This is a genomic window from Shewanella sp. JNE2 (assembly GCF_023159115.1).
Taxonomy (GTDB): Bacteria; Pseudomonadota; Gammaproteobacteria; order Enterobacterales; family Shewanellaceae; genus Shewanella; species Shewanella putrefaciens.
The window spans coordinates 2,882,039-2,901,756 of record NZ_CP096169.1; the positions used below are offsets into that span (position 1 = coordinate 2,882,039).

Sequence of the window (19,718 nt, forward strand, 5' to 3'; positions counted from 1 at the left end):
CATTCCTTCTAATACAAAGCCTGATTGGTTTTATGATGCGGCGCTGGCGTCGCTATCCCGCGTCGATAAAATAGGTGCAGCTAGCAAGGGCCAATCGATGGCAAAGTCGGCATGGTCCCAAGCAAGCACATATTCATCCTGCGGCGCGTAATAATCGGTGCAACGGTAAATCACATCGGCATAATCACTCAGCACGTAAAAACCGTGGGCAAAACCAGGTGGGATCCACATCTGTAAATGATTATCGGCCGATAATATTCGACCGACCCATTTCCCATAGGTCGATGAATTTTCACGAATATCCACGGCAACATCGAAAATACTTCCCGCACACACTCGCACAAGTTTCCCTTGGGGTTGCAGCAATTGATAATGTAATCCCCGTAGAACATTTTGCTGTGATCGGCTGTGATTATCTTGAACAAAAACAGCGGCTGGGAGTCCTCGATTGGCAAGGCAATCGTCAAAATAAGATTGCCTAAACGTTTCCATAAAAAAGCCGCGTTCATCGCCAAATACCTGGGGCTCAAATACCAGCACCTCAGCTAGCTCAGTTTCAATACACTTCATTAAATACCTGTTTATTAAGCAGTCCTAACAAATACTCACCATAACCACTTTTCAATAAAGGGTGCGCCAAGGCTTGTAGCTGTACAGCATCAATCCAGCCTAGATAAAATGCTGTTTCTTCAGGGCAATTGATTTTGAGCCCTTGCCGTTTTTCAATCGCGGCAATAAATTGTGTTGCCTCAGCCATAGCGTCGGGTGTCCCAGTATCAAGCCAGGCGGTTCCTCGACCCATAATCTCTACTTGTAGTTCACCTAAACTCAAATATCGGCTGATCACATCGACAATTTCCAACTCTCCCCGCGCCGAAGGATGCACACTCTTAGCAAAATCACAGGCTCGACTATCAAAAAAATACAATCCGGGAATCGCGTAGGAAGACCGCGCCGCTAAGGGTTTCTCTTCAATTGAAATGGCCTTTCCTGAATCATCAAATTCAACCACGCCATAGGCATTAGGATTCGCCACATGATAGCCAAAGATAGTCGCACCCGATTGCATTTGTAATGCTTTTTGTAGGTTAGCGCTAAGATGCTGACCGTAAAATAAGTTATCACCTAAGATAAGCGCACATGCATCACCCGCTAAAAAAGACTCGGCAATGATTAATGCCTCAGCCAAACCCTTTGGTGACGACTGCTCGGCATACTCGAGCCGAATCCCCCAACGGGTACCATCCCCTAACAGGGCACGAAAAAGCGGCAAATCATGGGGAGTGCAAATGATCAATATCTCCCGAATGTCAGCCTGCATTAGGGTGACAAGGGGATAATAAATCATAGGTTTATCATAGATTGGCAGCAGTTGCTTACACACAACCTGCGTCATAGGATAGAGCCGAGAGCCAGTGCCCCCCGCCAGTAAAATGCCTTTTCTCATTGATATATCTAGGATTAGTGAATCAACTAAAGTGCAAAGAGTGTAGCATACAAACGCAGGGAAAAGCAGACCGGCCAAAGGCTTGCTAGGTGCTAGAAATTGCGAAGCAGTGTCCTGGATTACAGAACACTTCGTTTACGATTGACGGATTACCGAACGCTCGCAAGCTCACTCTCCGTCAGGGCGAAGCCCGTTCTGTAAACAGTCAGTCACGCAGTGACATTCCGTAGCCGCACAGCGGCGTTCGTAGAAACTAGAGCGCTTCGCTGCTAGAGTCTATAGCCACACAGGGGGGTTCTAGAGCGAGCCAGCGAGTGTCCTCTTTACCGCTCGGGGATCTGAATTTCGACTTTTACGCCTTGATTGGGAGAGGAAGTCAGCAAAATACTGCCATTTAATTTCTGCGTCACCAGATTATAAATAATGGACATACCCAGCCCAGTGCCGCCTTCCTTACGCGCGGTAGTGAAAAAGGGCTCAAACGCCTTCGCCTTAACCTCATCGGACATACCCACACCGTTATCCTGATACATCATTCGAATTTGTTCATTGAGCTTGTCAACCCGAATAGTGATTGCTTTATCTCCAGTAAAATCATCAGGAAAACCATGGCGAAAACTATTAGCCACTAAGTTAGTAAATATTTGCGCAATTGCACCGGGATAAGAGTCGATAAAAATATTATCATCTAACTCAACGGTTAAGGTAATGTTTTTCTTACGCATTAAAGGTCTTAACGAGCTAAAAATTTGGAATATATAGGTCTTTAGATTAAAGCGTTCACGCTCCAGAACGGACTGATCGGCCGCCGTACGTTTAAAGTTATGCACTAACTCAGCCGCCCGTGAAAGATTGCGTTCAATTAACCCTAATCCATCTTGCATAGTATTAATAAAACTTAAAAACTTATCTTCATCCAGTTCATTACGCTCAAAAAATCCCTTCAATAACGCCAGTTCATCTAAACAATGGGTTACCGACGTCACCGCTATCCCCAATGGTGTATTGACCTCATGGGCGACCCCAGCGACTAAGCTTCCCAGTGCCGCCATTTTTTCATTCTCGACGAGGTGGTTTTGGGTCGCACTCAGGTTAGCTAATGCCGCCTCTAATTCTTTTGTTCTATGTTCAACTTGGCTTTCAAGATCCGCATTGATGGCCTTTAGTTGTTGTTGATAATCAAAAATTTCCTTCGCACTCATTGCACGTGCAAACAAATCGGCTAGCGCGGAAGCAAATGCTTTTTCATCCCGAGTCCATTCACGGGGTGTGCCTTGATGTTCAGAGCAAATAATCCCAACCATCTTGCCACTGCGTCGTATTGGGCTATCGAGCATTGAGGTGATGTGATTTGGCTGCAAATACCCAGCCAAAAACTCATGGGTAGCAAGATCCGTTTGCGCGTGATTAGCAACGATAGTGCGTTCGTTATCTAGCAAGCTGAAATAATGAGGATATTGGCTGCGGGTTATGACTAATGGCTCCTGCACGCGCGCATTATCGAGCAGGAAAAAACACTGAATACTTTGGTGATCTTCACTCCACAGCCAGATCCCGGCGCGGGAAATATTAAGTCCCTTGCAGACGGATGACACAATCAACTGCGATGCCTGTGTTAAATCCCCCTGATCGATCACCTGGGACTTACTCACATCGAATAGAATTCTGTCTAACATGCGCGTCATAATGATATTGATCCACCTAAAGATTCTGTATTGTTTTTGGATAACGCCACAAGCCCACCTCCCAAGCGCTAAGAGATAGATTTTAGTATAGATTCAATCTAGGAAGTGACGAGGCCATGTTGACATTTCGAGATTAAATTTTGTTCTCTATTGCCAATTCATAAACACGAAACGAGGAGTGAAGTGCCATTATTCAACTCAAATGATGAGTCGTTAGAGTGAAAAATCAGAGCGAGAGCATGCAATCACTTCAACAATTTATCTTCACCAAGGGCAAGTTCCATCAGCTAAATAAACAATCGAGGTGCAAATAACACATTGTTATAACATGATAATAAGAGAAATTTTGCTCAATACACCTTGCCGAGTATGATAACAACTGACATGCTAAATTTTACTCAACAAATGGGATCGAGTATGAACAAATCACTCTTAACAATCACCTTTTTAGCCCTGTTCACCACCGCCTGCTCAGAGCCCGCACAACCAAGTGCAAATACGGCGGCACAAACCGAGGCAACGGCCAGCATTTCCCTTGGCGATACCAGCAAAAATGCACTCGACTGGCCCGGTGAATATGAAGGCGTCGTTCCCTGTGCAAGCTGTGAGGGGATCCAAACCCATATCAGCCTGCGGGCAGATAACAGCTTCGAGCTAAAGACTGTTTATTTAGGCAAAGATGAGCGGATTTTCAAAGTAACAGGCACCGCAGTTTGGGATGATCAAGGGCGCAACATCACCCTAGCGGATGGTAGTCAATATTTGGTCGGTGAAAACCAACTCATCATGCTAGACACTGAGGGCAAACGCATTACCGGTGAACTTGCCGAGCATTATGTATTGAAGAAGAAAGGTTGATAAAAATATGCAACTTATCCGTTATCGGGAATGCCCATCAACAACATGGAAAAATGGCGGCGGCAGTACCAAACAGTTACTGATTTCCCCAAGCCATGCGGATTTATCTGATTTTGATTATCGGATAAGCATAGCCAGCGTTTCGAGCAGCGGCCCTTTCTCACTATTTATCGGCATAGATAGGCAACTATGCTTACTCGAAGGTGAAGGGCTCAAACTGCACATTCAAGGAGATAGCCTCAATAGCAGCACCCTATTAACCCCCAATAATGCCCCGTTTAATTTTAAGGGTGAAACTCAAATTGAGAGCCAATTACTGGATGACCCAGTTCTCGATTTCAATGTTATGACCAAACGGGACAAATATAGCTCCAATATCGAAAAAATCTGCATTAACGACACTTTTATCTCTGATTCAAGCGAAAACACACTCGACACAACACAGGAGCAAAACGTTTGCATGCCACTGCAATTACTCTTGTGTTTAGAACCCGTTATATGGGACCAGAATGGCCATTTAACTGAGCTTGAACGCTACGATTTATTGCTCTGCCCCCCTGGCGAACCGCTCAATTTCAAAAGTGATAATCCAACCAAATGGCTCTGCATTAGCCTTAGTAGGAACAAAGGGACGTCCTAAAAATTGCAAAGTAACCTTCCTAGATAACAGAACGCTTAGTTCACAATTGACGGAACGCTGCGCTGACGGAGGACGGATTACGGAAAAAGCCGATTTCTGTTACGTTGTCATCCTAGCCACTCTTAGGCGGCCATCCTCGCTTTCACACCGTCATCCTCCCCCCTTTACACTTTCATCCTCGCGGACGCGGGGATCCAGATATTACCGTGTACCATAAATCTTGCCACGTTGGATTTTGTGAATTAATCAGCTCAATGTTCCATTCACGACGCCATTTTTTCAGCTGTTTTTCTCTAGTGATAGCCTCATACATAGATTGATGAGACTCAAAGTACACTAACTGATCAACTTTATATTTATGGGTAAATCCATCAATAATAGCGTTTTTATGCTGCCATATCCGCTGCTCTAGATGACTCGTTACTGCATAGACTGAACTAGAATATGCATAAACTAAATGTTTGACTTTGGTTTGATGACATCCCACAAGAATATTTAGGTGACCAACAAGGTTTGCATCCGCATAAACGTGAGGGTTTTCTATCGAATAACGCACACCTGCCTGTGCAGTAAGATGGATCACACGATCGAATTACTCAGTTTCAAATAACTGAGCCATAGCCCCACGATTAGCTATATAAGCATTAATAAAAGTGAGAGTATAAAAAGATCTGTGTAAGTGGCATTCTATCCATGTATTTGAAAGGAAAAAAGAATGCCAGTATCAGACCAGCTTATCGATTAGTTATTAGCTGATTACAAATCCCCTCAAGACCTGCTTGGTGAGCAAGGTATCCTTAAGCAGTTGACTAAAAAGCTTGCTGAGCGTGCTCTTGAAGCCGAGATGGAGCAGCATCTTGGTTATGCCAAACATGATGCGGCCGGTAAAAATACTGGCAACTCCCTTAACGGTAAAAGCCGTAAATCAGTACGCACTATTCACGGCGACATTGAGCTTGACCCACTGCGAGACCGAAATGGCAGCTTTGAGCCTAAGCTCATCAAGAAAGGCGAGAAACAGCTCGGCGGCTTTGATTAGCACATCGTCTCGCTTTACGCCAGAGGCATGTCTACCCGTGATATCCAAGCCCACTTTGAAGAAACCTATGGTGTTGAAGTCTCGCCGACCTTTATCTCACAAGTAACTAATGCAGTACTTATCGGATAGCGCGGAAAACCTCGCCGTTCAGGGCGAGGATGAATAGCGCAACGGCGAAGCCGTTCTGAGGGCTACGCCGGAGTTTGTTGCTGCTCAATATACTGCCGGATGATCTCAATTGGCGCACCACCACAGCTCCCCGCAAAATAACTGGGCGACCAGAGCGCACCTCCCCAGAGTTTCATTTTGATCGAAGGGTAATTCTTTTTTCGGATCATCCGGCTGGATACACCTTTGAGACTGTTAACCAGATTCGACACGGCCACCTTCGGCGGGTAATTCACCAACAAATGCACATGGTCGTCTTCACCGTCGAACTCAACCAGCTCTGATTCAAAATCAAGACAGACCTTTTCAAAAAAGATTTTTAGATCATCCAGCACTTCTTTGGTAAAGACATTTCGTCGGTATTTTGTTACAAAGACCAAATGAACGTGCATTTTAAAAACACAATGCCTGCCATGCCTTAAATCGCTTTCAATTTCCATAGACCAATCTATAATTGAGTTGTATTGACACAGTATGAGCAAGCCATGCAACGACTGCAAGCCTACAAATTCGAACTGATTGTCACTGGAGAGCAGCAGCGCCAGATGCGCCGCTTCTCCGGTGCTTGTCGGTTTGTCTATAACAAGGCGCTGGCGTTGCAAAAAGAACGACATGAGCAGGGTGAAAAGAAACTATCGGCCTTTGAACTGAATAATCTGTTACCACAATGGAAAGCAGAGCCAGAAACAAAATGGCTGTCTGATTCACCTTCTCAAACGCTGCAACAGTCGCTGAAAGATTTAGATCGGGCGTACAAAAATTTCTTTGCCAAACGAGCAGACTTCCCGCGCTTCAAAAAGAAGGGTCAGTCAGATAGCTTTCGCTATCCACAAGGGGTGAAACTGGAGCAAGGCAATAATCGACTCTTCCTGCCCAAGCTCGGCTGGCTGCGTTACCGCAACAGTCGGACGGTGGAAGGTGAGATTAAAAACGTCACGGTCAGTCAGGTTTGTGGTAAGTGGTATGTATCGATCCAGACCGAGCGGGAAGTTGAAATTGCCGTGCATCAGGGCGATGCCATCGGCATTGACATGGGCATTGCCCGCTTTGCCACCCTGTCCGATGGCCGTTTCTACGCCCCGCTCAACAGTTTCAAACGGCACGAAACCGCTTTGCGCAAGGCGCAGCAGGCCATGAGCCGCAAGGTAAAATTCAGCAATAACTGGAAAAAGGCCAAAGCCAAAGTTCAGCGCATTCATTCCAATATCGGCAACAGCCGCCGTGACTACCTGCATAAAATATCAAACGACATTAGCAAAAACCACGCGATAGTCTGTATTGAAGATTTGCAGGTCAAAAACATGTCAAAATCAGCGGCAGGAACCGCCGAGCAACAGGGTAGGAATGTTAGGGCGAAGTCAGGCCTGAATAAAGCCATTCTTGATCAAGGCTGGTTTGAGTTCCGTCGCCAGCTCGATTACAAGCTGGCATGGAATGGCGGCCACCTGATCGCCGTTCCACCGAAAAACACCAGCCGGACGTGTCCGTGCTGTGGTCACATATCGAAGGATAACCGCGCCACGCAAGCTCGGTTTGCCTGTGTGGAATGTGGCTTTGAAGAAAACGCCGATGTCGTCGGCGCGATCAATGTATTAAGGGCGGGACACGCCCGATTAGCCTGTGAAGTGAGTGGTGCAACAATGCCGCCAGCAGCAGGAACCCACCGAAGCGAGTCCGGCGTTCGCGCCTAACCGCAGTAGGAATCCTCGTCGTTTACGGCGAGGAGGATGTCAATAGCTTTGGCTCATAAGCTATGGTCGGAGAATTTCGCGCTGTTCGTTAAAAACCGCGGTGTAGAAGATATCTTGATCGCCTGCGTTGATGGCCTTGAGGGCTTACCGGATGCGATATAAGCGGTTTACCCTAAAACGCAGGTACAGCTGTGCATCGTGCATCAAATCCGCAACAGCCTGCACTTTGTCAGTTGGAAAGAGCGTAAAGCCGTTGCAGCAAATCGAACTAGCCCTGAAGCAATTTGCCGAGACGTAGGATAAGCAGCAACCAAGTATCAGCAAATCTTGGCGCGAAAACTGGACAGGGCTTAGCGTTTTCTTCGACTGTCCCCCGGAAATCCGCAAGGTAATTTACACCACCAACGCCATCGAATCACTCAATGCCAGCCTACGTCAGGTGACCAAGACCAGGCGGTCGTTTCCGAGTAATGACGCGGTGCTGAAGTTGCTGTATCTGGCTTTACACCAGATTGCTAAAAAGTGGACAATGCCACTACGAGATTGGAAGCCTGCCATGAGGCAGTTTATGCTCATGTACAGCAACCGTGTGTCGTTATAATAAATAGCCTTTTATAGTCTCTAACTCTCATATTTTGAAGACGATGTGTCAGATCTAGTCTGAACTAATACATTAAAGGGCGTTTAGACAGCATGCTTAGACATTTAATTTTAGCCTGATGCTGAATTCCGAACGCCCTACTAGCAATACTAAATCTCACTAATAACCATATTGACTAACTGGTTGCCAGTGTTTCTTAACATCATTCTGAATAAACTTTTGTTTTTCTTTAATTAAATCAGTCTCTACTAACCCTATTGCTTGATGGGCCTTTTCCTTAGTACTGATATCTGGATAGCTAACTTGAGTAACGTTAAGTTGCTTCAATATTCCAGCGAGCAGATGACGTGCTTCGTTCGCTTGTTCAATGGCTTTATCTAAAAGCTGCTTACCTTCTTGTGGATTATGTGCATACAAACCATGTGAAGACATGGCAAAGTCCCAGCGCCACTGACTGTGTCGTATCGCCATAATGGGCTCATTCATATTCTCCCATTTAGCACCGGCATCCCATGCTGCTTTGGCTTCGTAATGAGCCTTGACGAGTAAAGCTTCCACTTCGCGGGCTTTTGTTTCAATAGTTAACTTATTCGCCGCGAGTTTAGTTTCGATTTTGGTTTTGCTGCTATGGCAGCCGCTGCAGCTACTATCAAAGTGCGGTAAGGCCTTATCAACTTTATGGCTCGTAAATTCAACACCTTTTGCATCCTGCTGGGTAGGCATATGGCAGGTAATGCAAGTGACACCGACTTCGGCATGTTTACTGCGACTCCAGTGTTCAAACTCAGGATGACGTGCTTTGAGTATGGGCGTTTTCGAAAGAGGATGGATCCATTCGAAGAAGCGGCGAGTGTCGTAATATTTTTCAATATCATCAGCGGTACTACCAAAAATCCAAGGAATATTAACGACATTACTTTTTTCTGGACGGAAATAATAAGTCACATGACACTGACCGCACACCTGTGCGCCTTGCATATTTTTATCTTGTTTATCGAATGGCAAGTGAACTTTGGCCATTGCATCTTGAGCATGTGGGCGAGGTAAGGCTAATTTCTGTGTACCAGACTCATGGCAATCGCTGCAATAGACGACACTTTGGATCTCTTTGCCCAAATCGGTAAAGTTTTTGGCAGAGTACCCTTCAAATCCCAATTGTTCTATCAATCTGGGCGCATCAGGTGTTTTACAGGTCCAGCAACTGGCGGATAAGCCCTTCTCTCCTGCTTTAGGGGGCACTCCTGTACGTAAAGTCTGTGTCACATCGGCAACGGCGAAATGGTGTCCCCGTGGGCTATGGTACTCTTTTGCATAGGAAGATCCTGCCCAGAGTATGATACTGGCAGGATAATTTGCGAGCATATCCTCGCGCTCAACTTGTTCAGATGTGGCTTGCCAAGATTGATATTGATTAGGATATTTTTGTTGATTGCTGGTATCAGAAGCCGCTACAGATGTGCATGTAGCAATAACGAGAAAGCCAATCAGCTTGAGCAATATGACTGTTTTTAAATAAATTTTCACTTTGTATCCTTTTGTCAGAACATCAATATTAACCTGGGCGCCCATCAATACGGGGGCGGGTGAGAATAGGCAGGTAATGCCATACAAATAGTGCAAATGCGATAAACCAGCAACTGGCGGCCAACCATAACCAGACTTGGGTGTGCGCCGGAAACCAAATTGGCATTAGCGCCCTAAGCAGTGCCGCTAACGGTAGGCAGATAAATGCCAAAATCATTTTCGGGCCTTCATAAATATTTCGGCTCGTGTGTCCGAGTGACACTCTAGAAATCATTGAAAGACACAAGGTCGCCATACAACCAATGGCAAATAGATGAAGCAAACTGCGATAGGCATATTCATTATCAAGATACCAACTCATGGCCAACAGGCTGATTGGTAGCATGAGGTAAGCAATATGTAAGGACCACAGCATGGGTTCTTTCAGTGTTTTATGGGGCAGCCAGCGTGCAAATCGGACTAGATGCAAGAGCCCTGTAATGAGTAGTAAGCCTCGCTCGACTTCCTGAGGTATAAGGTGGATGAGTGATTGAATGACGAGCAAGATCATCGTCAGGATCAGCGGGTATTCAACCCAAGTTAAGGGATCTGCTTTAGTGGCCTTAATGCGCATCGCGGTAAAGAATGGAATGACACGCCCACCAACTATGGTGATAAGTAAGGCTAACCACCATAACATGGCCTGCCAAATTTGATTGGCAAGGATGAAGTCGCGTTCAAATAAAGCGTAATAGCTGACATTGTTAATCACGAGTGCTGCAAACAACATAATCGGAAAACCAATATTGCGCCATTGCTTCACCTTATAAATGCAGCGCCATAGGGTAAGGCTTGCCATACCAAGGAACAATGAATCAAATAATGCCGGCAAAATTAGTGGAACTTGAATAGGGAGTAACAGTAATAATCGTGCCAGCAACCAGCAACTAAAGGTCAACGCAAGTGGCCATCCCTTTAATGTGGGTTGATTTGTCCAATTTTGAACCGCAGTAAGTAAAAAACCACAGACAATTGCGATTGCAAAACCGAACAACATTTCATGTGGATGCCACCATAGGGGCAATACTTTACTCCAAAAAGATGAAGGAAAAAAACTATATTGAGGAGTAAACCAAGTTAGTAACCACAAAGGGATATATAACGCAGCTAATATTGCTCCCCCAAGAAAAAAAGGTCTAAAGCCTAGTCGCCATAACGCATGAGTTCGTTCGGTTTGTGTAGGATCATCAATATTTAGCATAGTTTTCACCCTAGTTGCAGACGACAGATAAGACGCATTGGGAAGTTCTGGAGATATTGAACTAATGCCATGTGGCCAAGCATCATTGTTCGTGTGTTTCTCTCTAAATTTAGAGGAACACACGCCCTTGAGGGAGTGTCCCTCAAGGGTAAGTTGTTTATAACTGTGTTATTTATTAGGTTGTTTGTTTTTATCTTGCCTGATGGCGAAACAACCTACTGCTACGAGCATTAAAGTCGCAACAGAAAAACCAGCTAATGAATACAAAATAAACGTTTCAGGTGACACTATGTAGTTACTCATAAGGATGTCCTTACCTTAGATTTTAGCATTTGATTCAATTTCGAGCAATTAACAGTGTTCAAGGCGACCCACCGTTATACTTATTCAGTAACCAAATCAGACCAAAATGCAAAACAATAAGGTTTCCCGCTAACTCCACCATTATTGCACTTACCATTGGTGAAAAGCCTTGGTAAACACCGAGCAATGCCACTCCAATATCTAGTAAATATGTTACCAAAATTGAAGATATCGAGTTACGGATGCCCCCCTAACTTCCAACCATCAATAAGCGTTAATGCAAAATGACTAAACATTAGCGACAATCCAAGTACAACCATCGAACAGGGCAGAAGCGTCTACTACATCACTACTTTTTAAAGACAGATGAAATAAATGTTGATTCACAATGTCAAACAAGTATGGGTTACTCTTTAGCCAGGGCCGGATTATACATTGTTAAATTGGTTAACAAACCTATCCAGTCGAACGAATTTCATTCGATTATGGATGATTTATATCAATCAATAATCTCGCATTAAGTCGACTTAAGAACAAAATAGCTAAATGTTAACAGAATTTACAAAGCATAATCTCACCCTGGGTTAAGGTGAAATAATGCAAACAACTAGAATAGCAGAAATTATTTATGAAACGGCAATATCGGAAGATAAAGAACTTTCACTTATTGCTAATCAAGGGATATTTCATATGCCAGAGTTGGCATTTGCTTATCAATGCGGTAAAGCAATTTTAAAAGAAGCTCATACAATCTTTGATGGTTTAAATGTTACTTGGGTTAGAGAGGAAAATCTTGGTAATGGTGGCCCTACAGATCTTGTTTTCAAACTGGAGAATGGAGATACCTTAGCAATAGAGTTCAAACTCAGGGATACTACAACTTCATATGAAAAGGATATAATTAAACTCTGTAAAATTACAAAACCAAATACATCAAAAATATTTTGTGCATTAATTGATGTTTTTGATTCAAAATTACCTGATGATGGGAGACTACGTTATATTGAGTCGTTGACTGGATATAGAGTAATACCATTATTGAAAAAATCCTTTAGTACAAAACAAAATTGGTATCAATCTGATACATCCTGTGTCGTAGGAGTATGGTCCGTTTCTTTGAATGAAAGTGATTAGTTTAAATCCTGACACAGAATTATGAACAGCCTCTCTGGCGAATAGGCATACCTAGTCCTATGACTTTGTTCATCACTTGGGGTGATTTCGGTTTATCCCCGTGCTTACGGGGAACAGAGTTGCACCGACAATAATTGTTGAGCTCATATCGGTTTATCCCCGTGCTTACGGGGAACAGCGCTGATAGAGTTTAAGTCGATATGCTCACGGCGGTTTATCCCCGTGCTTACGGGGAACAGGAGCTATTGCGCAATCGCACCATTGTTCGACGCGGTTTATCCCCGTGCTTACGGGGAACAGCATTGCCGCCACTTTCGAACAAGCATTTCATCCGCTTACGGGGAACAGCAAACTCCCCCCAGCGCCTGACGGTAAAACTACGGTTTATCCCCGTGCTTACGGGGAACAGGAGCAAATCGCTAAAATCCGCAATGAAATACGCGGTTTATCCCCGTGCTTACGGGGAACAGGGATTGAGGAAGTATCAAACGTATCTCGCGGACGGTTTATCCCCGTGCTTACGGGGAACAGACTAAAAGTATATACCTGATTTATAATAGAAAAAAGTGCCTGCTTTTTTCTACCAATTTTTCCGGCTTGTTAAAGAGCTAATTGGCTAATTGCTTTTTTCTGGCTCAGGCAAAAAGGTAACCAGTCTTAACCCATCAAAATCAACAGGTTGCCGCCGGTTATTGCCGTAGGTAATAAAATCAAATCCTGATTCAGTATTAGTAGCCCAGGCCATTACCACATTGCCGTCTTCAGCCATGCCTTCAACTTGTTGCCACAGCATTTCGCGCACGCGCTGCCCTACATCGCCAACATACACACCAGCTCTTACCTCCAGCAACCATACTGCCAAACGTCCGCGTAACCTTGGTGGCACCGCTTCTGTTACGATCATGCACATACTCATTTAGCTACTCCGGTGTCCGGTATCGCCAATTGAGGGCGGCTCAGGTAATGCTGGCGGTTGCGCATCGGGGTAAGGCTCTGGCGGGGTAATTTCACCGGCGGTCAGTATTTCCTCTATTAATGGGATTAACCGTTTTAGTGTTTTATCGGTGCGAAATAAATCACGACAGGCTAAACGAATTTCTTTTTCCGGCGCGAAAGGGCTTTTTGCTGCAATGCGAAAGGCTAAAGGAATCACGGTATCAAATTTAATAATATCAGCGATATCGTAAACGAAACTCAGTGGTTTACCGGTATGCAAATAACCTATGGCTGGCGCATAACCTGCGGCCAGTATCGCCGCTTCCGTAATGCCATACAGACATGCTGTAGCAGCACTAATACATTGGTTGGCTATGTCACCGGCTTCCCAGTCTTTTGGATCATACTTGCGGCCATTCCACTGCACACCGTACTGTTTCGCAAGTAGCTGGTAGGTTTGCCGCACCCGTGCGCCTTCGATACCGCGTAGCTGATCCACACTGCGCCGCTGTGGGGCTTCCTCACCAAAGCGAAGTTCAAACATTTTACGCACTACTTTTAAGCGCAGTTGTTCATCCAGCGCCAGCTTGGCCTGATACAGCAATTTGTCAGAGCGCGCCCCGCCCGGCTGGCCAGCTGAGTAAAACCGCACCCCGCCCACACCAACCCAGGTAATTAAGGTACCTACCTCTGCCGCCAGCTTCATCGCAGCATGTGAAATACGCGTACCCGGCTCCAGCATTAAACAGGCGATAGAACCTACCGGAATATGCATCCGCTCGCCGTTTACTTCATCTATCACCACAAAGGCGCCGTCTTTCACATCGATACGGCCCATACCAATAAAAAGCATTGAGTTACGCTCTTTTAGCGGTATAGGTTTAAGCGGAATAAAGGCCATTAGTTACCGCCGTCACTGTTTTGCAGCTTCGAGAAAGGTAACGCCTGGCGGCTTAATATCGTCATTTGCGAAATGGCCAGCGCATTCAACTGCTGCAAGCGCTCTGTTGCGGTAATGCCTTGCTGGATTAAATAGGCATTCATCGTTTCCAGATTAGCCAGGCACACCAGTTGATGAACATTGGCATGATCACGCATATTGCCTTTTGAATTTTGGTTTTGCTCCCGCCATTGCCTGGCTGTAACGCCAAACAGCGCCATATTCAACAAATCGGCCTCGTCTGCATAGACATGACTGATTTGCGCTGGGGTTAAGGTATCAGGGATCAGGTTTTGTTTAATGGCATCGGTATGAATAAGGTAATTTACCTTGGCCAGGTTACGCCGGATATCCCAGCCAAGCTGCTGGAATTCTTGTTCTTTTAAGCGTTGAAACTCTTTAATCAAATACAGCTTAAATTCAACTGAGATCCAACTAGCAAATTCAAAAGCGATGTCTTTTTGAGCATAGGTACCGCCATAACGGCCCGCCTTGGAAATCAGCCCGATGGCACCGGTTTGTTCAATCCACTGTTTTGGCGTTAAAGTAAAACTGTTCAACCCTGCTTGCTTTTTAAACCCGTCGAATTCGACGGGTTTAAAATCGGGGTTGTTAAGTTGCTCCCAAATTCCCAAAAACTCGATGGTATTGCGGTTACGCAACCAGTTACGAATTAAATCATCCGTATGACTCTGGTTTTTATAGCGAGCAATATCGGTAATACAGATATACTCAATTCCCGCCCTCGTATCAGTCGCAATTTGTTGATCCAATACTTCGAGTTTTGCTGCCATGGTTATCCTCCGTGAGTTAGGTTATTACACCCGGCGCAGTAACATCAGGCCGCAGCCAACGACAACAAGCCACAGCCCATAGCTTTCGCTGGGCCAATACCTTGCCTAAGCAACTCAAATAAAGCTTGGTTATCCAACACGGTAAGTACACCTTCAAAACAAACTGGTTGAATTTTACCACCCATATCTTGCTTACGAAAAAATAATGCAGGCTCTTGCCAAACCCTTGCTGTTTCAAGCTCAGCAACACCAGCAAATTTTCTTAACAACCACTTGAGCTGTTCTTCTTCGTGAATTAACGGCACACGAATACTTTTAGCTTCGCCATTTTTATCAAGCCGCTTAGAGTCTTTTATGGCTTTAACGGGGTTAGCACGCAAGCGAAACCGTAACCTTGCCCCAGCGGCTATATTTTGCGGCATCGGCTTGCTAGCAATCACCTCAGCGACAGATGTTGACTGTGGCTGCTCCGCAGATAAAAGCAACGCCATCGCGCCAAGGAGAACTCGATTTGTTTGCCGAACAACCAAGCGATGTGCCAGACGAAATTGATACTCCAGTTAATGACATAGAGTCGCATGCGCAATACACCGACACGACAGAAAACCAAACAGAAGATAAACTCAAGAACGCTCGTGTTTATTCGCCAACGACTCATCCTGATTTAGCACCTAAACCGAACAATAAGCATTCCGAAAACATCACAGAAAACAGTGGCGATTTAGCCAATATCGATGAATATGGGTTTGCCGATGATTAAGTCAGCCCCCAAACTTAAACTGAATACGGTTATGTGTGGTTGTGAGGTAAATGACGGCAACAAACTTCCGCTAAATTGCACAACAATTTTCATTGGTAAATGGTCAATTTAAAAAGCGCAGCAATTTAAAACAAAATACTGGACAAATAAACAGTATTAGTTATATTGATAGGTGTGTTTTTAACCAATAGTTGGCAAACTGCAACTATTGGAAGGGACATTTCAGGTTGAGTTGCGCGATGTAAAAGTGCGGTTAACCTAATAAATAAGCAGTTGGGAGAGAGCGGCTGCAACCACCCTCCCCCGTATCGGCTGCACTAGCTATTAACCCAGACCCAGCCGATGGCGAAATTCTAACGAATTCCATCGGATAGGGACAGTGCTATTTGATGGAGGCCACCTATGGCTCATATTCGTGTGCGCCCCAATGGGCGTATTCAGTTCGACATGCATCTTTATGGCTGCCGTTTTCGTGAAGGCACAAAAATGCTGGCCACACCTAAAAACCTTGCAACTGCCAAGACAACACTCAAAAAAATGAACGCTGAGATAGACTTAGGCAGCTTTCAATACCGTGACTATTTCCCCAAAAGTAAAAAAGTCGCTCAATTTGAGCAGTTGCAGCGTGAGAAACATCCTGATCGTGAATATCCATTTTTCAATGATTTTGCTTATCAGTGGTTTGAACGCAAAAAGGCGACGTGGAAAAATAGCTATAGAGACACCATGCAAAACGTTTTAGATAAGTATCTGATCCCACAATTTGGCAATACATTGATGAATGAGATCACCCTATCGCAGATCGATTTTTATCGTCAGCAGTTAATGCAAATGGTAAAGGCAGATAATACCCGGCAATTATCTAATCGGCGCATTAATAACTTACTGTGGCCCATCGTCTCCATGGTAAGCCTCGCGGCAGAAGAATATAAATTTGAATACCCATTGAGGCGCTATCGCTCACTTAAAGAAGAAAAGGCTGAGTCTCATCCGATGACGATAAAGGAGGTTAAACTTTTCCTATCCCACGTCCCTCCCGAATGGAAAGATTACTTCATCATTCGGTTTTGGACCGGCATGCGCAGCTGTGAAATACATGGATTAGAGTGGCAACATGTTGATTTTAATCACCGCTTAATTCGCATACGGCAAAACTGGGTGAATGGTGAAGTATGTGATGTGAAAACACCAAAATCTAGGCGTGATCTTAAGATGTGTGACACGGTATACGATGCCTTTAAACGCATTAAAAATTTGGCATTGTCAGAGTCAGGCTTTGTGTTTACTGGCAAATCAGATGCGCCACTGGATACCCATTTTGTTAGCAAAAAATTATGGTACCCGACACTCATTAAAGCGGGACTGAAACGTCGACGAGCTTATGAAACTCGTCACACCGCGGCAGTGCTGCATATCGCAGCCCTAGAAAATCCACTGTATATATCTCAAATGCTTGGCCACAGTGATACTCGGTTATTATTTGATGTCTATGCACCTTATGTTGCAAACGCATCTCGAAGCGATGGCAACGCATTTGATAAACTCATGCGCAACGAAAACATGCTGTAAAACCCCGTAAGTTATACTCAACTTGAGTTGGCTGATATCATGTTGTTTAAATCTGGTAACGTTATCACTGACTATGACAGAGCAAGAAACAGAAATTGAAACTCAAGCGGTCACCTATGCGAAAGCAAATCGTACTCGGATAGCTCGAGAACTGACCGATTTGGACAAGTTTCCAGCTGATCAACAACCTGTGTCTATTTTTATGTGCGGCTCTCCTGGCGCTGGAAAAACCGAAGCTTCAAAAGCGTTTCTTGAAATGTTTGATGAAACGGGAATTATTAGGCTTGACCCTGATGAGCTAAGAGTCTTCTTCCAAGAGTACACTGGTGAAAATTCATTCCTCTTTCAGAAAGCTGTCAGCCTTATTGTTGAACGAACCCTAGACAGAATTTTTAACAACAACCAAAGTTTCATCTTAGATGGTACTTTTTCAAACTTTGATATCGCTTGTAAAAATATCGAGCGCTCACTAAAGCGAAATCGAGCCGTGCTCATCATCTTTGTTTATCAAGAACCTACACTAGCCTGGGAGTTTGTCCAAGCAAGAGAAAAGCTTGAAGGCAGACGCATTTTACCTACTACATTTATCGATCAATTCTTAAATTCGCAAGAGGTAGTCCGGCAAGTCAAAGCCAAATATGGCGCGGCAATCAAGATAGATTTACTGATAAAGAACAATGATGGTAGCACTCGTATTTACCATGATAACATTACGGATGTTCAGCATCATATAAAGAAAAAATACTCTCGCACAGAATTAATAAGACTGCTAAACTTGCCACCTGAGCCTATTTTTTAGGCTGTTTTATGTGAGAAATCTATGTCGACCAATACAGCTAAAATTAACGTTACTACATCCAAGCTTTCAGCCTTTGTTATGAACGCAAGTTCAGCAGAGAAAAAACGTGTGTATACTCAAGTTATCAAGAAAGCGACTGAGTCACAGAATAAAATGATTATTGAAGCCAAATCCATGGCAGTGTAATTCATTGGTTTTGTGAATAAAGCCCCGTTAGGGGCTTTTCCTATTTCCTCTGCATCATCACCAACACTCTTCAAGATTCATTCCCCTTCTCGTGCTGCAGGGTACGTATGATGATAAACCTCCTTTAGCTTACCAATCGTCACCTGGGTATAGACTTGTGTTGTCGAAATATCTGCATGGCCTACCTGCTCTTGGATATAGCGAATGTCGGCACCATTTTTTGACATTACGGTAGCGGTGGTATGTCGATACAAATTACATGCACCAGGTTTATCAAATTAAATTAGATCCTAAAAGTACTCTGACATCAATTACGCGGTGGTTTTTAGACCGCTTGCACTATCCACTCGACCGTTTTCCTAAGGCCTGAATCAAAGGATTCGAGTGGTTGCCAACCTAATTCACGTTGAATTTTACTCGCGTCAATGGCGTAGCGCACATCATGGCCAGGACGATCAGCAACATGTTGTATTAAATCACGAAACCCCATGCCACTCATTGTCAGAGACTGCGGATGAGTGGGCACTAACTCTTCTAAGAGATCGCAAATTCGCTGCACCACAGCAAGATTAGTGTATTCATTTGAGCCTCCAATATTATAGGTTTCCCCTAGTTGCCCTTCAGTGGCGACTAAAAATAACGCCTTAACATGATCATCCACATACAACCAATCCCGCACCTGCTGGCCATTGCCGTAAACGGGCAGTGGTTTTCCCAATAACGCATTATTCACCATTAAAGGGATCAGCTTTTCAGGGTATTGAAAAGGGCCATAGTTATTAGAGCAGTTAGTAATAACTATCGGTAAACCATAGGTACGATGCCAGGCGCGAACAAGATGGTCCGCCGATGCCTTGCTGGCAGAATAAGGAGAACTAGGATCATAGGCTCTGGTTTCACTAAATAGTCCCGCCTTTCCAAGGGAGCCATAAACCTCGTCGGTGGAAATATGGTGCAATCGAAAACGGCGCTGTTGTGCTTGCCCTAAAGTTTGATAATAACTACGGCATGCCTCGAGCAGTGTGTAAGTTCCCACGATATTGGTTTGAATAAACTCCGCGGGCCCATCTATTGAACGGTCCACATGGCTTTCGGCCGCTAAATGCATCACAAGATCGGGTTGGAATTGCTGCAACACCAGGTCTAACCTTGCCCTATCGCAAATATCTGCCTGCACAAAATGATAGCGCTCACTATCAGCAACACCCGCCAGAGATTCAGGATGGCTCGCATAGGTCAGCTTATCGAAATTGAGCACCACTGACTCCGTTTGCTCAATCAGCATTCGCACTAATGCCGATCCAATAAACCCTGCACCACCGGTAATGAGTATTCGCATATCGCCTATCCCAAAGTATTAGAAAAATAAAAAGACCGAAAGTATACAACTTTACCTGTAGAGCA

22 protein-coding genes and 3 pseudogenes are annotated in these 19,718 nt (G+C 44.6%); 10 read left to right on the forward strand and 15 right to left on the reverse strand.

What is annotated here, in order from left to right:
* Positions 1-30 precede the first annotated feature (30 nt).
* The 3 genes from rfbC to MZ182_RS12810 all read right to left on the reverse strand — a co-directional run bounded on the left by rfbC (position 31) and on the right by MZ182_RS12810 (position 3,132).
* Entirely contained in the window at positions 31-570 is a 540-nt protein-coding gene (rfbC, locus tag MZ182_RS12800) for a dTDP-4-dehydrorhamnose 3,5-epimerase (protein ID WP_014610875.1), read from the reverse strand.
* Positions 557-1,447 (reverse strand): glucose-1-phosphate thymidylyltransferase RfbA, encoded by an 891-nt coding sequence (gene rfbA / locus MZ182_RS12805; RefSeq protein WP_115014267.1) that lies wholly within the window; start codon positions 1,445-1,447, stop codon positions 557-559. The genes rfbC and rfbA overlap by 14 nt, the downstream gene beginning before the upstream one ends.
* Before the next feature lie 323 nt (positions 1,448-1,770).
* Positions 1,771-3,132 carry a sensor histidine kinase gene (locus MZ182_RS12810; RefSeq protein ID WP_086904477.1) on the reverse strand — a complete coding sequence of 454 codons (1,362 nt, stop codon included), beginning with the start codon at positions 3,130-3,132 and terminating at the stop codon, positions 1,771-1,773.
* A 417-nt stretch (positions 3,133-3,549) separates the two neighbouring features.
* Here MZ182_RS12810 and MZ182_RS12815 point away from each other — a divergent pair, with 417 nt between their 5' ends.
* Both MZ182_RS12815 and MZ182_RS12820 read left to right on the forward strand, forming a co-directional pair.
* Complete coding sequence (locus MZ182_RS12815) at positions 3,550-3,990, forward strand: copper resistance protein NlpE (RefSeq protein ID WP_115014263.1); 441 nt, start codon at positions 3,550-3,552, stop codon at positions 3,988-3,990.
* Positions 3,991-3,997: 7 nt separating this feature from the next.
* Positions 3,998-4,630: a HutD family protein gene (locus tag MZ182_RS12820; RefSeq protein WP_232005158.1), complete on the forward strand. Its 633-nt coding sequence runs from the start codon at positions 3,998-4,000 to the stop codon at positions 4,628-4,630.
* A 172-nt stretch (positions 4,631-4,802) separates the two neighbouring features.
* Here the strand turns inward: MZ182_RS12820 and MZ182_RS21360 are convergent, their stop codons facing one another.
* Positions 4,803-5,030, reverse strand: a complete 228-nt coding sequence (locus MZ182_RS21360) for a GIY-YIG nuclease family protein (RefSeq protein WP_411028100.1) — start codon at positions 5,028-5,030, stop codon at positions 4,803-4,805.
* A gap of 15 nt (positions 5,031-5,045) precedes the next feature.
* A pseudogene (locus tag MZ182_RS21365) lies at positions 5,046-5,282 on the reverse strand (NAD-dependent epimerase/dehydratase family protein); the annotation flags it as partial.
* Positions 5,283-5,345: 63 nt separating this feature from the next.
* On the opposite strand from MZ182_RS21365, the pseudogene MZ182_RS12835 reads away from it, so the two are divergent.
* A pseudogene (locus tag MZ182_RS12835) lies at positions 5,346-5,789 on the forward strand (transposase); the annotation flags it as partial.
* Positions 5,790-5,860: 71 nt separating this feature from the next.
* On the opposite strand, the gene tnpA reads toward MZ182_RS12835, so the two are convergent.
* Positions 5,861-6,277, reverse strand: coding sequence for an IS200/IS605 family transposase (tnpA, locus tag MZ182_RS12840; RefSeq protein ID WP_248069368.1), 417 nt, complete (start codon positions 6,275-6,277; stop codon positions 5,861-5,863).
* A 45-nt stretch (positions 6,278-6,322) separates the two neighbouring features.
* Between tnpA and MZ182_RS12845 the strand changes: the two genes are divergently transcribed.
* Both MZ182_RS12845 and MZ182_RS12850 read left to right on the forward strand, forming a co-directional pair.
* Positions 6,323-7,528 carry an RNA-guided endonuclease InsQ/TnpB family protein gene (locus tag MZ182_RS12845; RefSeq protein ID WP_086904945.1) on the forward strand — a complete coding sequence of 402 codons (1,206 nt, stop codon included), beginning with the start codon at positions 6,323-6,325 and terminating at the stop codon, positions 7,526-7,528.
* Positions 7,529-7,615: 87 nt separating this feature from the next.
* A pseudogene (locus MZ182_RS12850) lies at positions 7,616-8,129 on the forward strand (transposase); the annotation flags it as partial.
* A 159-nt stretch (positions 8,130-8,288) separates the two neighbouring features.
* On the opposite strand, the gene MZ182_RS12855 reads toward MZ182_RS12850, so the two are convergent.
* The 3 genes from MZ182_RS12855 to MZ182_RS21305 all read right to left on the reverse strand — a co-directional run bounded on the left by MZ182_RS12855 (position 8,289) and on the right by MZ182_RS21305 (position 11,196).
* Positions 8,289-9,698, reverse strand: a complete 1,410-nt coding sequence (locus MZ182_RS12855) for an ammonia-forming cytochrome c nitrite reductase subunit c552 (RefSeq protein WP_248114745.1) — start codon at positions 9,696-9,698, stop codon at positions 8,289-8,291.
* Positions 9,682-10,893: an NnrS family protein gene (locus tag MZ182_RS12860; protein ID WP_248114723.1), complete on the reverse strand. Its 1,212-nt coding sequence runs from the start codon at positions 10,891-10,893 to the stop codon at positions 9,682-9,684. The genes MZ182_RS12855 and MZ182_RS12860 overlap by 17 nt, the downstream gene beginning before the upstream one ends.
* Before the next feature lie 168 nt (positions 10,894-11,061).
* Positions 11,062-11,196 carry a hypothetical protein gene (locus MZ182_RS21305; protein WP_014610879.1) on the reverse strand — a complete coding sequence of 45 codons (135 nt, stop codon included), beginning with the start codon at positions 11,194-11,196 and terminating at the stop codon, positions 11,062-11,064.
* A gap of 597 nt (positions 11,197-11,793) precedes the next feature.
* Between MZ182_RS21305 and MZ182_RS12865 the strand changes: the two genes are divergently transcribed.
* Positions 11,794-12,330 carry a hypothetical protein gene (locus tag MZ182_RS12865; RefSeq protein ID WP_248069793.1) on the forward strand — a complete coding sequence of 179 codons (537 nt, stop codon included), beginning with the start codon at positions 11,794-11,796 and terminating at the stop codon, positions 12,328-12,330.
* A 616-nt stretch (positions 12,331-12,946) separates the two neighbouring features.
* On the opposite strand, the gene cas2e is transcribed toward MZ182_RS12865, so the two are convergent.
* Genes cas2e through cas6e form a run of 4 tightly spaced genes read right to left on the reverse strand, consistent with a single transcriptional unit; the run spans position 12,947 to position 15,491 of the window.
* The gene (gene cas2e, locus MZ182_RS12870) at positions 12,947-13,234 is read right to left on the reverse strand and encodes a type I-E CRISPR-associated endoribonuclease Cas2e (RefSeq protein WP_346347948.1); all 288 of its coding nucleotides are present in this window, start codon (positions 13,232-13,234) and stop codon (positions 12,947-12,949) included.
* Positions 13,235-13,246: 12 nt separating this feature from the next.
* Positions 13,247-14,167, reverse strand: coding sequence for a type I-E CRISPR-associated endonuclease Cas1e (cas1e, locus tag MZ182_RS12875; protein WP_115014240.1), 921 nt, complete (start codon positions 14,165-14,167; stop codon positions 13,247-13,249).
* Positions 14,167-15,000 carry a KilA-N domain-containing protein gene (locus MZ182_RS12880; protein ID WP_115014238.1) on the reverse strand — a complete coding sequence of 278 codons (834 nt, stop codon included), beginning with the start codon at positions 14,998-15,000 and terminating at the stop codon, positions 14,167-14,169. The genes cas1e and MZ182_RS12880 overlap by 1 nt, the downstream gene beginning before the upstream one ends.
* A 44-nt stretch (positions 15,001-15,044) precedes the next feature.
* Entirely contained in the window at positions 15,045-15,491 is a 447-nt protein-coding gene (cas6e, locus tag MZ182_RS12885; protein WP_248069791.1) for a type I-E CRISPR-associated protein Cas6/Cse3/CasE, read from the reverse strand.
* 20 nt (positions 15,492-15,511) lie between these two features.
* Between cas6e and MZ182_RS12890 the strand changes: the two genes are divergently transcribed.
* The 4 genes from MZ182_RS12890 to MZ182_RS12905 all read left to right on the forward strand — a co-directional run bounded on the left by MZ182_RS12890 (position 15,512) and on the right by MZ182_RS12905 (position 18,314).
* Positions 15,512-15,760, forward strand: a complete 249-nt coding sequence (locus tag MZ182_RS12890; RefSeq protein ID WP_248069782.1) for a hypothetical protein — start codon at positions 15,512-15,514, stop codon at positions 15,758-15,760.
* 402 nt (positions 15,761-16,162) lie between these two features.
* A complete protein-coding gene (locus MZ182_RS12895) occupies positions 16,163-17,329 on the forward strand; it encodes a tyrosine-type recombinase/integrase (protein WP_248069780.1) in 1,167 nt (388 codons plus the stop codon).
* A gap of 73 nt (positions 17,330-17,402) precedes the next feature.
* Positions 17,403-18,128 (forward strand): zeta toxin family protein, encoded by a 726-nt coding sequence (locus MZ182_RS12900; protein ID WP_220777342.1) that lies wholly within the window; start codon positions 17,403-17,405, stop codon positions 18,126-18,128.
* Between the two features lie 21 nt (positions 18,129-18,149).
* Positions 18,150-18,314, forward strand: a complete 165-nt coding sequence (locus MZ182_RS12905) for a hypothetical protein (RefSeq protein WP_014610884.1) — start codon at positions 18,150-18,152, stop codon at positions 18,312-18,314.
* A 77-nt stretch (positions 18,315-18,391) separates the two neighbouring features.
* On the opposite strand, the gene MZ182_RS12910 is transcribed toward MZ182_RS12905, so the two are convergent.
* Both MZ182_RS12910 and rfbB read right to left on the reverse strand, forming a co-directional pair.
* Positions 18,392-18,568 carry a tyrosine-type recombinase/integrase gene (locus MZ182_RS12910; RefSeq protein WP_248085063.1) on the reverse strand — a complete coding sequence of 59 codons (177 nt, stop codon included), beginning with the start codon at positions 18,566-18,568 and terminating at the stop codon, positions 18,392-18,394.
* Between the two features lie 71 nt (positions 18,569-18,639).
* Positions 18,640-19,653: a dTDP-glucose 4,6-dehydratase gene (gene rfbB / locus MZ182_RS12915; RefSeq protein ID WP_248069778.1), complete on the reverse strand. Its 1,014-nt coding sequence runs from the start codon at positions 19,651-19,653 to the stop codon at positions 18,640-18,642.
* Positions 19,654-19,718 lie beyond the last annotated feature (65 nt).

Excerpts from the sequence above, each read along its gene's own strand:
- rfbC (WP_014610875.1), bottom strand. The coding sequence starts at position 570 with ATGAAGTGTATTGAAACTGAGCTAGCTGAGGTGCTGGTATTTGAGCCC.
- rfbA (WP_115014267.1), bottom strand. The coding sequence starts at position 1,447 with ATGAGAAAAGGCATTTTACTGGCGGGGGGCACTGGCTCTCGGCTCTAT.
- MZ182_RS12810 (WP_086904477.1), bottom strand. The coding sequence starts at position 3,132 with ATGACGCGCATGTTAGACAGAATTCTATTCGATGTGAGTAAGTCCCAG.
- MZ182_RS12815 (WP_115014263.1), top strand. The coding sequence starts at position 3,550 with ATGAACAAATCACTCTTAACAATCACCTTTTTAGCCCTGTTCACCACC.
- MZ182_RS12820 (WP_232005158.1), top strand. The coding sequence starts at position 3,998 with ATGCAACTTATCCGTTATCGGGAATGCCCATCAACAACATGGAAAAAT.
- tnpA (WP_248069368.1), bottom strand. The coding sequence starts at position 6,277 with ATGGAAATTGAAAGCGATTTAAGGCATGGCAGGCATTGTGTTTTTAAA.
- MZ182_RS12845 (WP_086904945.1), top strand. The coding sequence starts at position 6,323 with ATGCAACGACTGCAAGCCTACAAATTCGAACTGATTGTCACTGGAGAG.
- MZ182_RS12855 (WP_248114745.1), bottom strand. The coding sequence starts at position 9,698 with ATGGGCGCCCAGGTTAATATTGATGTTCTGACAAAAGGATACAAAGTG.
- MZ182_RS12860 (WP_248114723.1), bottom strand. The coding sequence starts at position 10,893 with ATGCTAAATATTGATGATCCTACACAAACCGAACGAACTCATGCGTTA.
- MZ182_RS21305 (WP_014610879.1), bottom strand. The coding sequence starts at position 11,196 with ATGAGTAACTACATAGTGTCACCTGAAACGTTTATTTTGTATTCATTA.
- MZ182_RS12865 (WP_248069793.1), top strand. The coding sequence starts at position 11,794 with ATGCAAACAACTAGAATAGCAGAAATTATTTATGAAACGGCAATATCG.
- cas2e (WP_346347948.1), bottom strand. The coding sequence starts at position 13,234 with ATGATCGTAACAGAAGCGGTGCCACCAAGGTTACGCGGACGTTTGGCA.
- cas1e (WP_115014240.1), bottom strand. The coding sequence starts at position 14,167 with ATGGCCTTTATTCCGCTTAAACCTATACCGCTAAAAGAGCGTAACTCA.
- MZ182_RS12880 (WP_115014238.1), bottom strand. The coding sequence starts at position 15,000 with ATGGCAGCAAAACTCGAAGTATTGGATCAACAAATTGCGACTGATACG.
- cas6e (WP_248069791.1), bottom strand. The coding sequence starts at position 15,491 with ATGGCGTTGCTTTTATCTGCGGAGCAGCCACAGTCAACATCTGTCGCT.
- MZ182_RS12895 (WP_248069780.1), top strand. The coding sequence starts at position 16,163 with ATGGCTCATATTCGTGTGCGCCCCAATGGGCGTATTCAGTTCGACATG.
- MZ182_RS12900 (WP_220777342.1), top strand. The coding sequence starts at position 17,403 with ATGACAGAGCAAGAAACAGAAATTGAAACTCAAGCGGTCACCTATGCG.
- MZ182_RS12905 (WP_014610884.1), top strand. The coding sequence starts at position 18,150 with ATGTCGACCAATACAGCTAAAATTAACGTTACTACATCCAAGCTTTCA.
- rfbB (WP_248069778.1), bottom strand. The coding sequence starts at position 19,653 with ATGCGAATACTCATTACCGGTGGTGCAGGGTTTATTGGATCGGCATTA.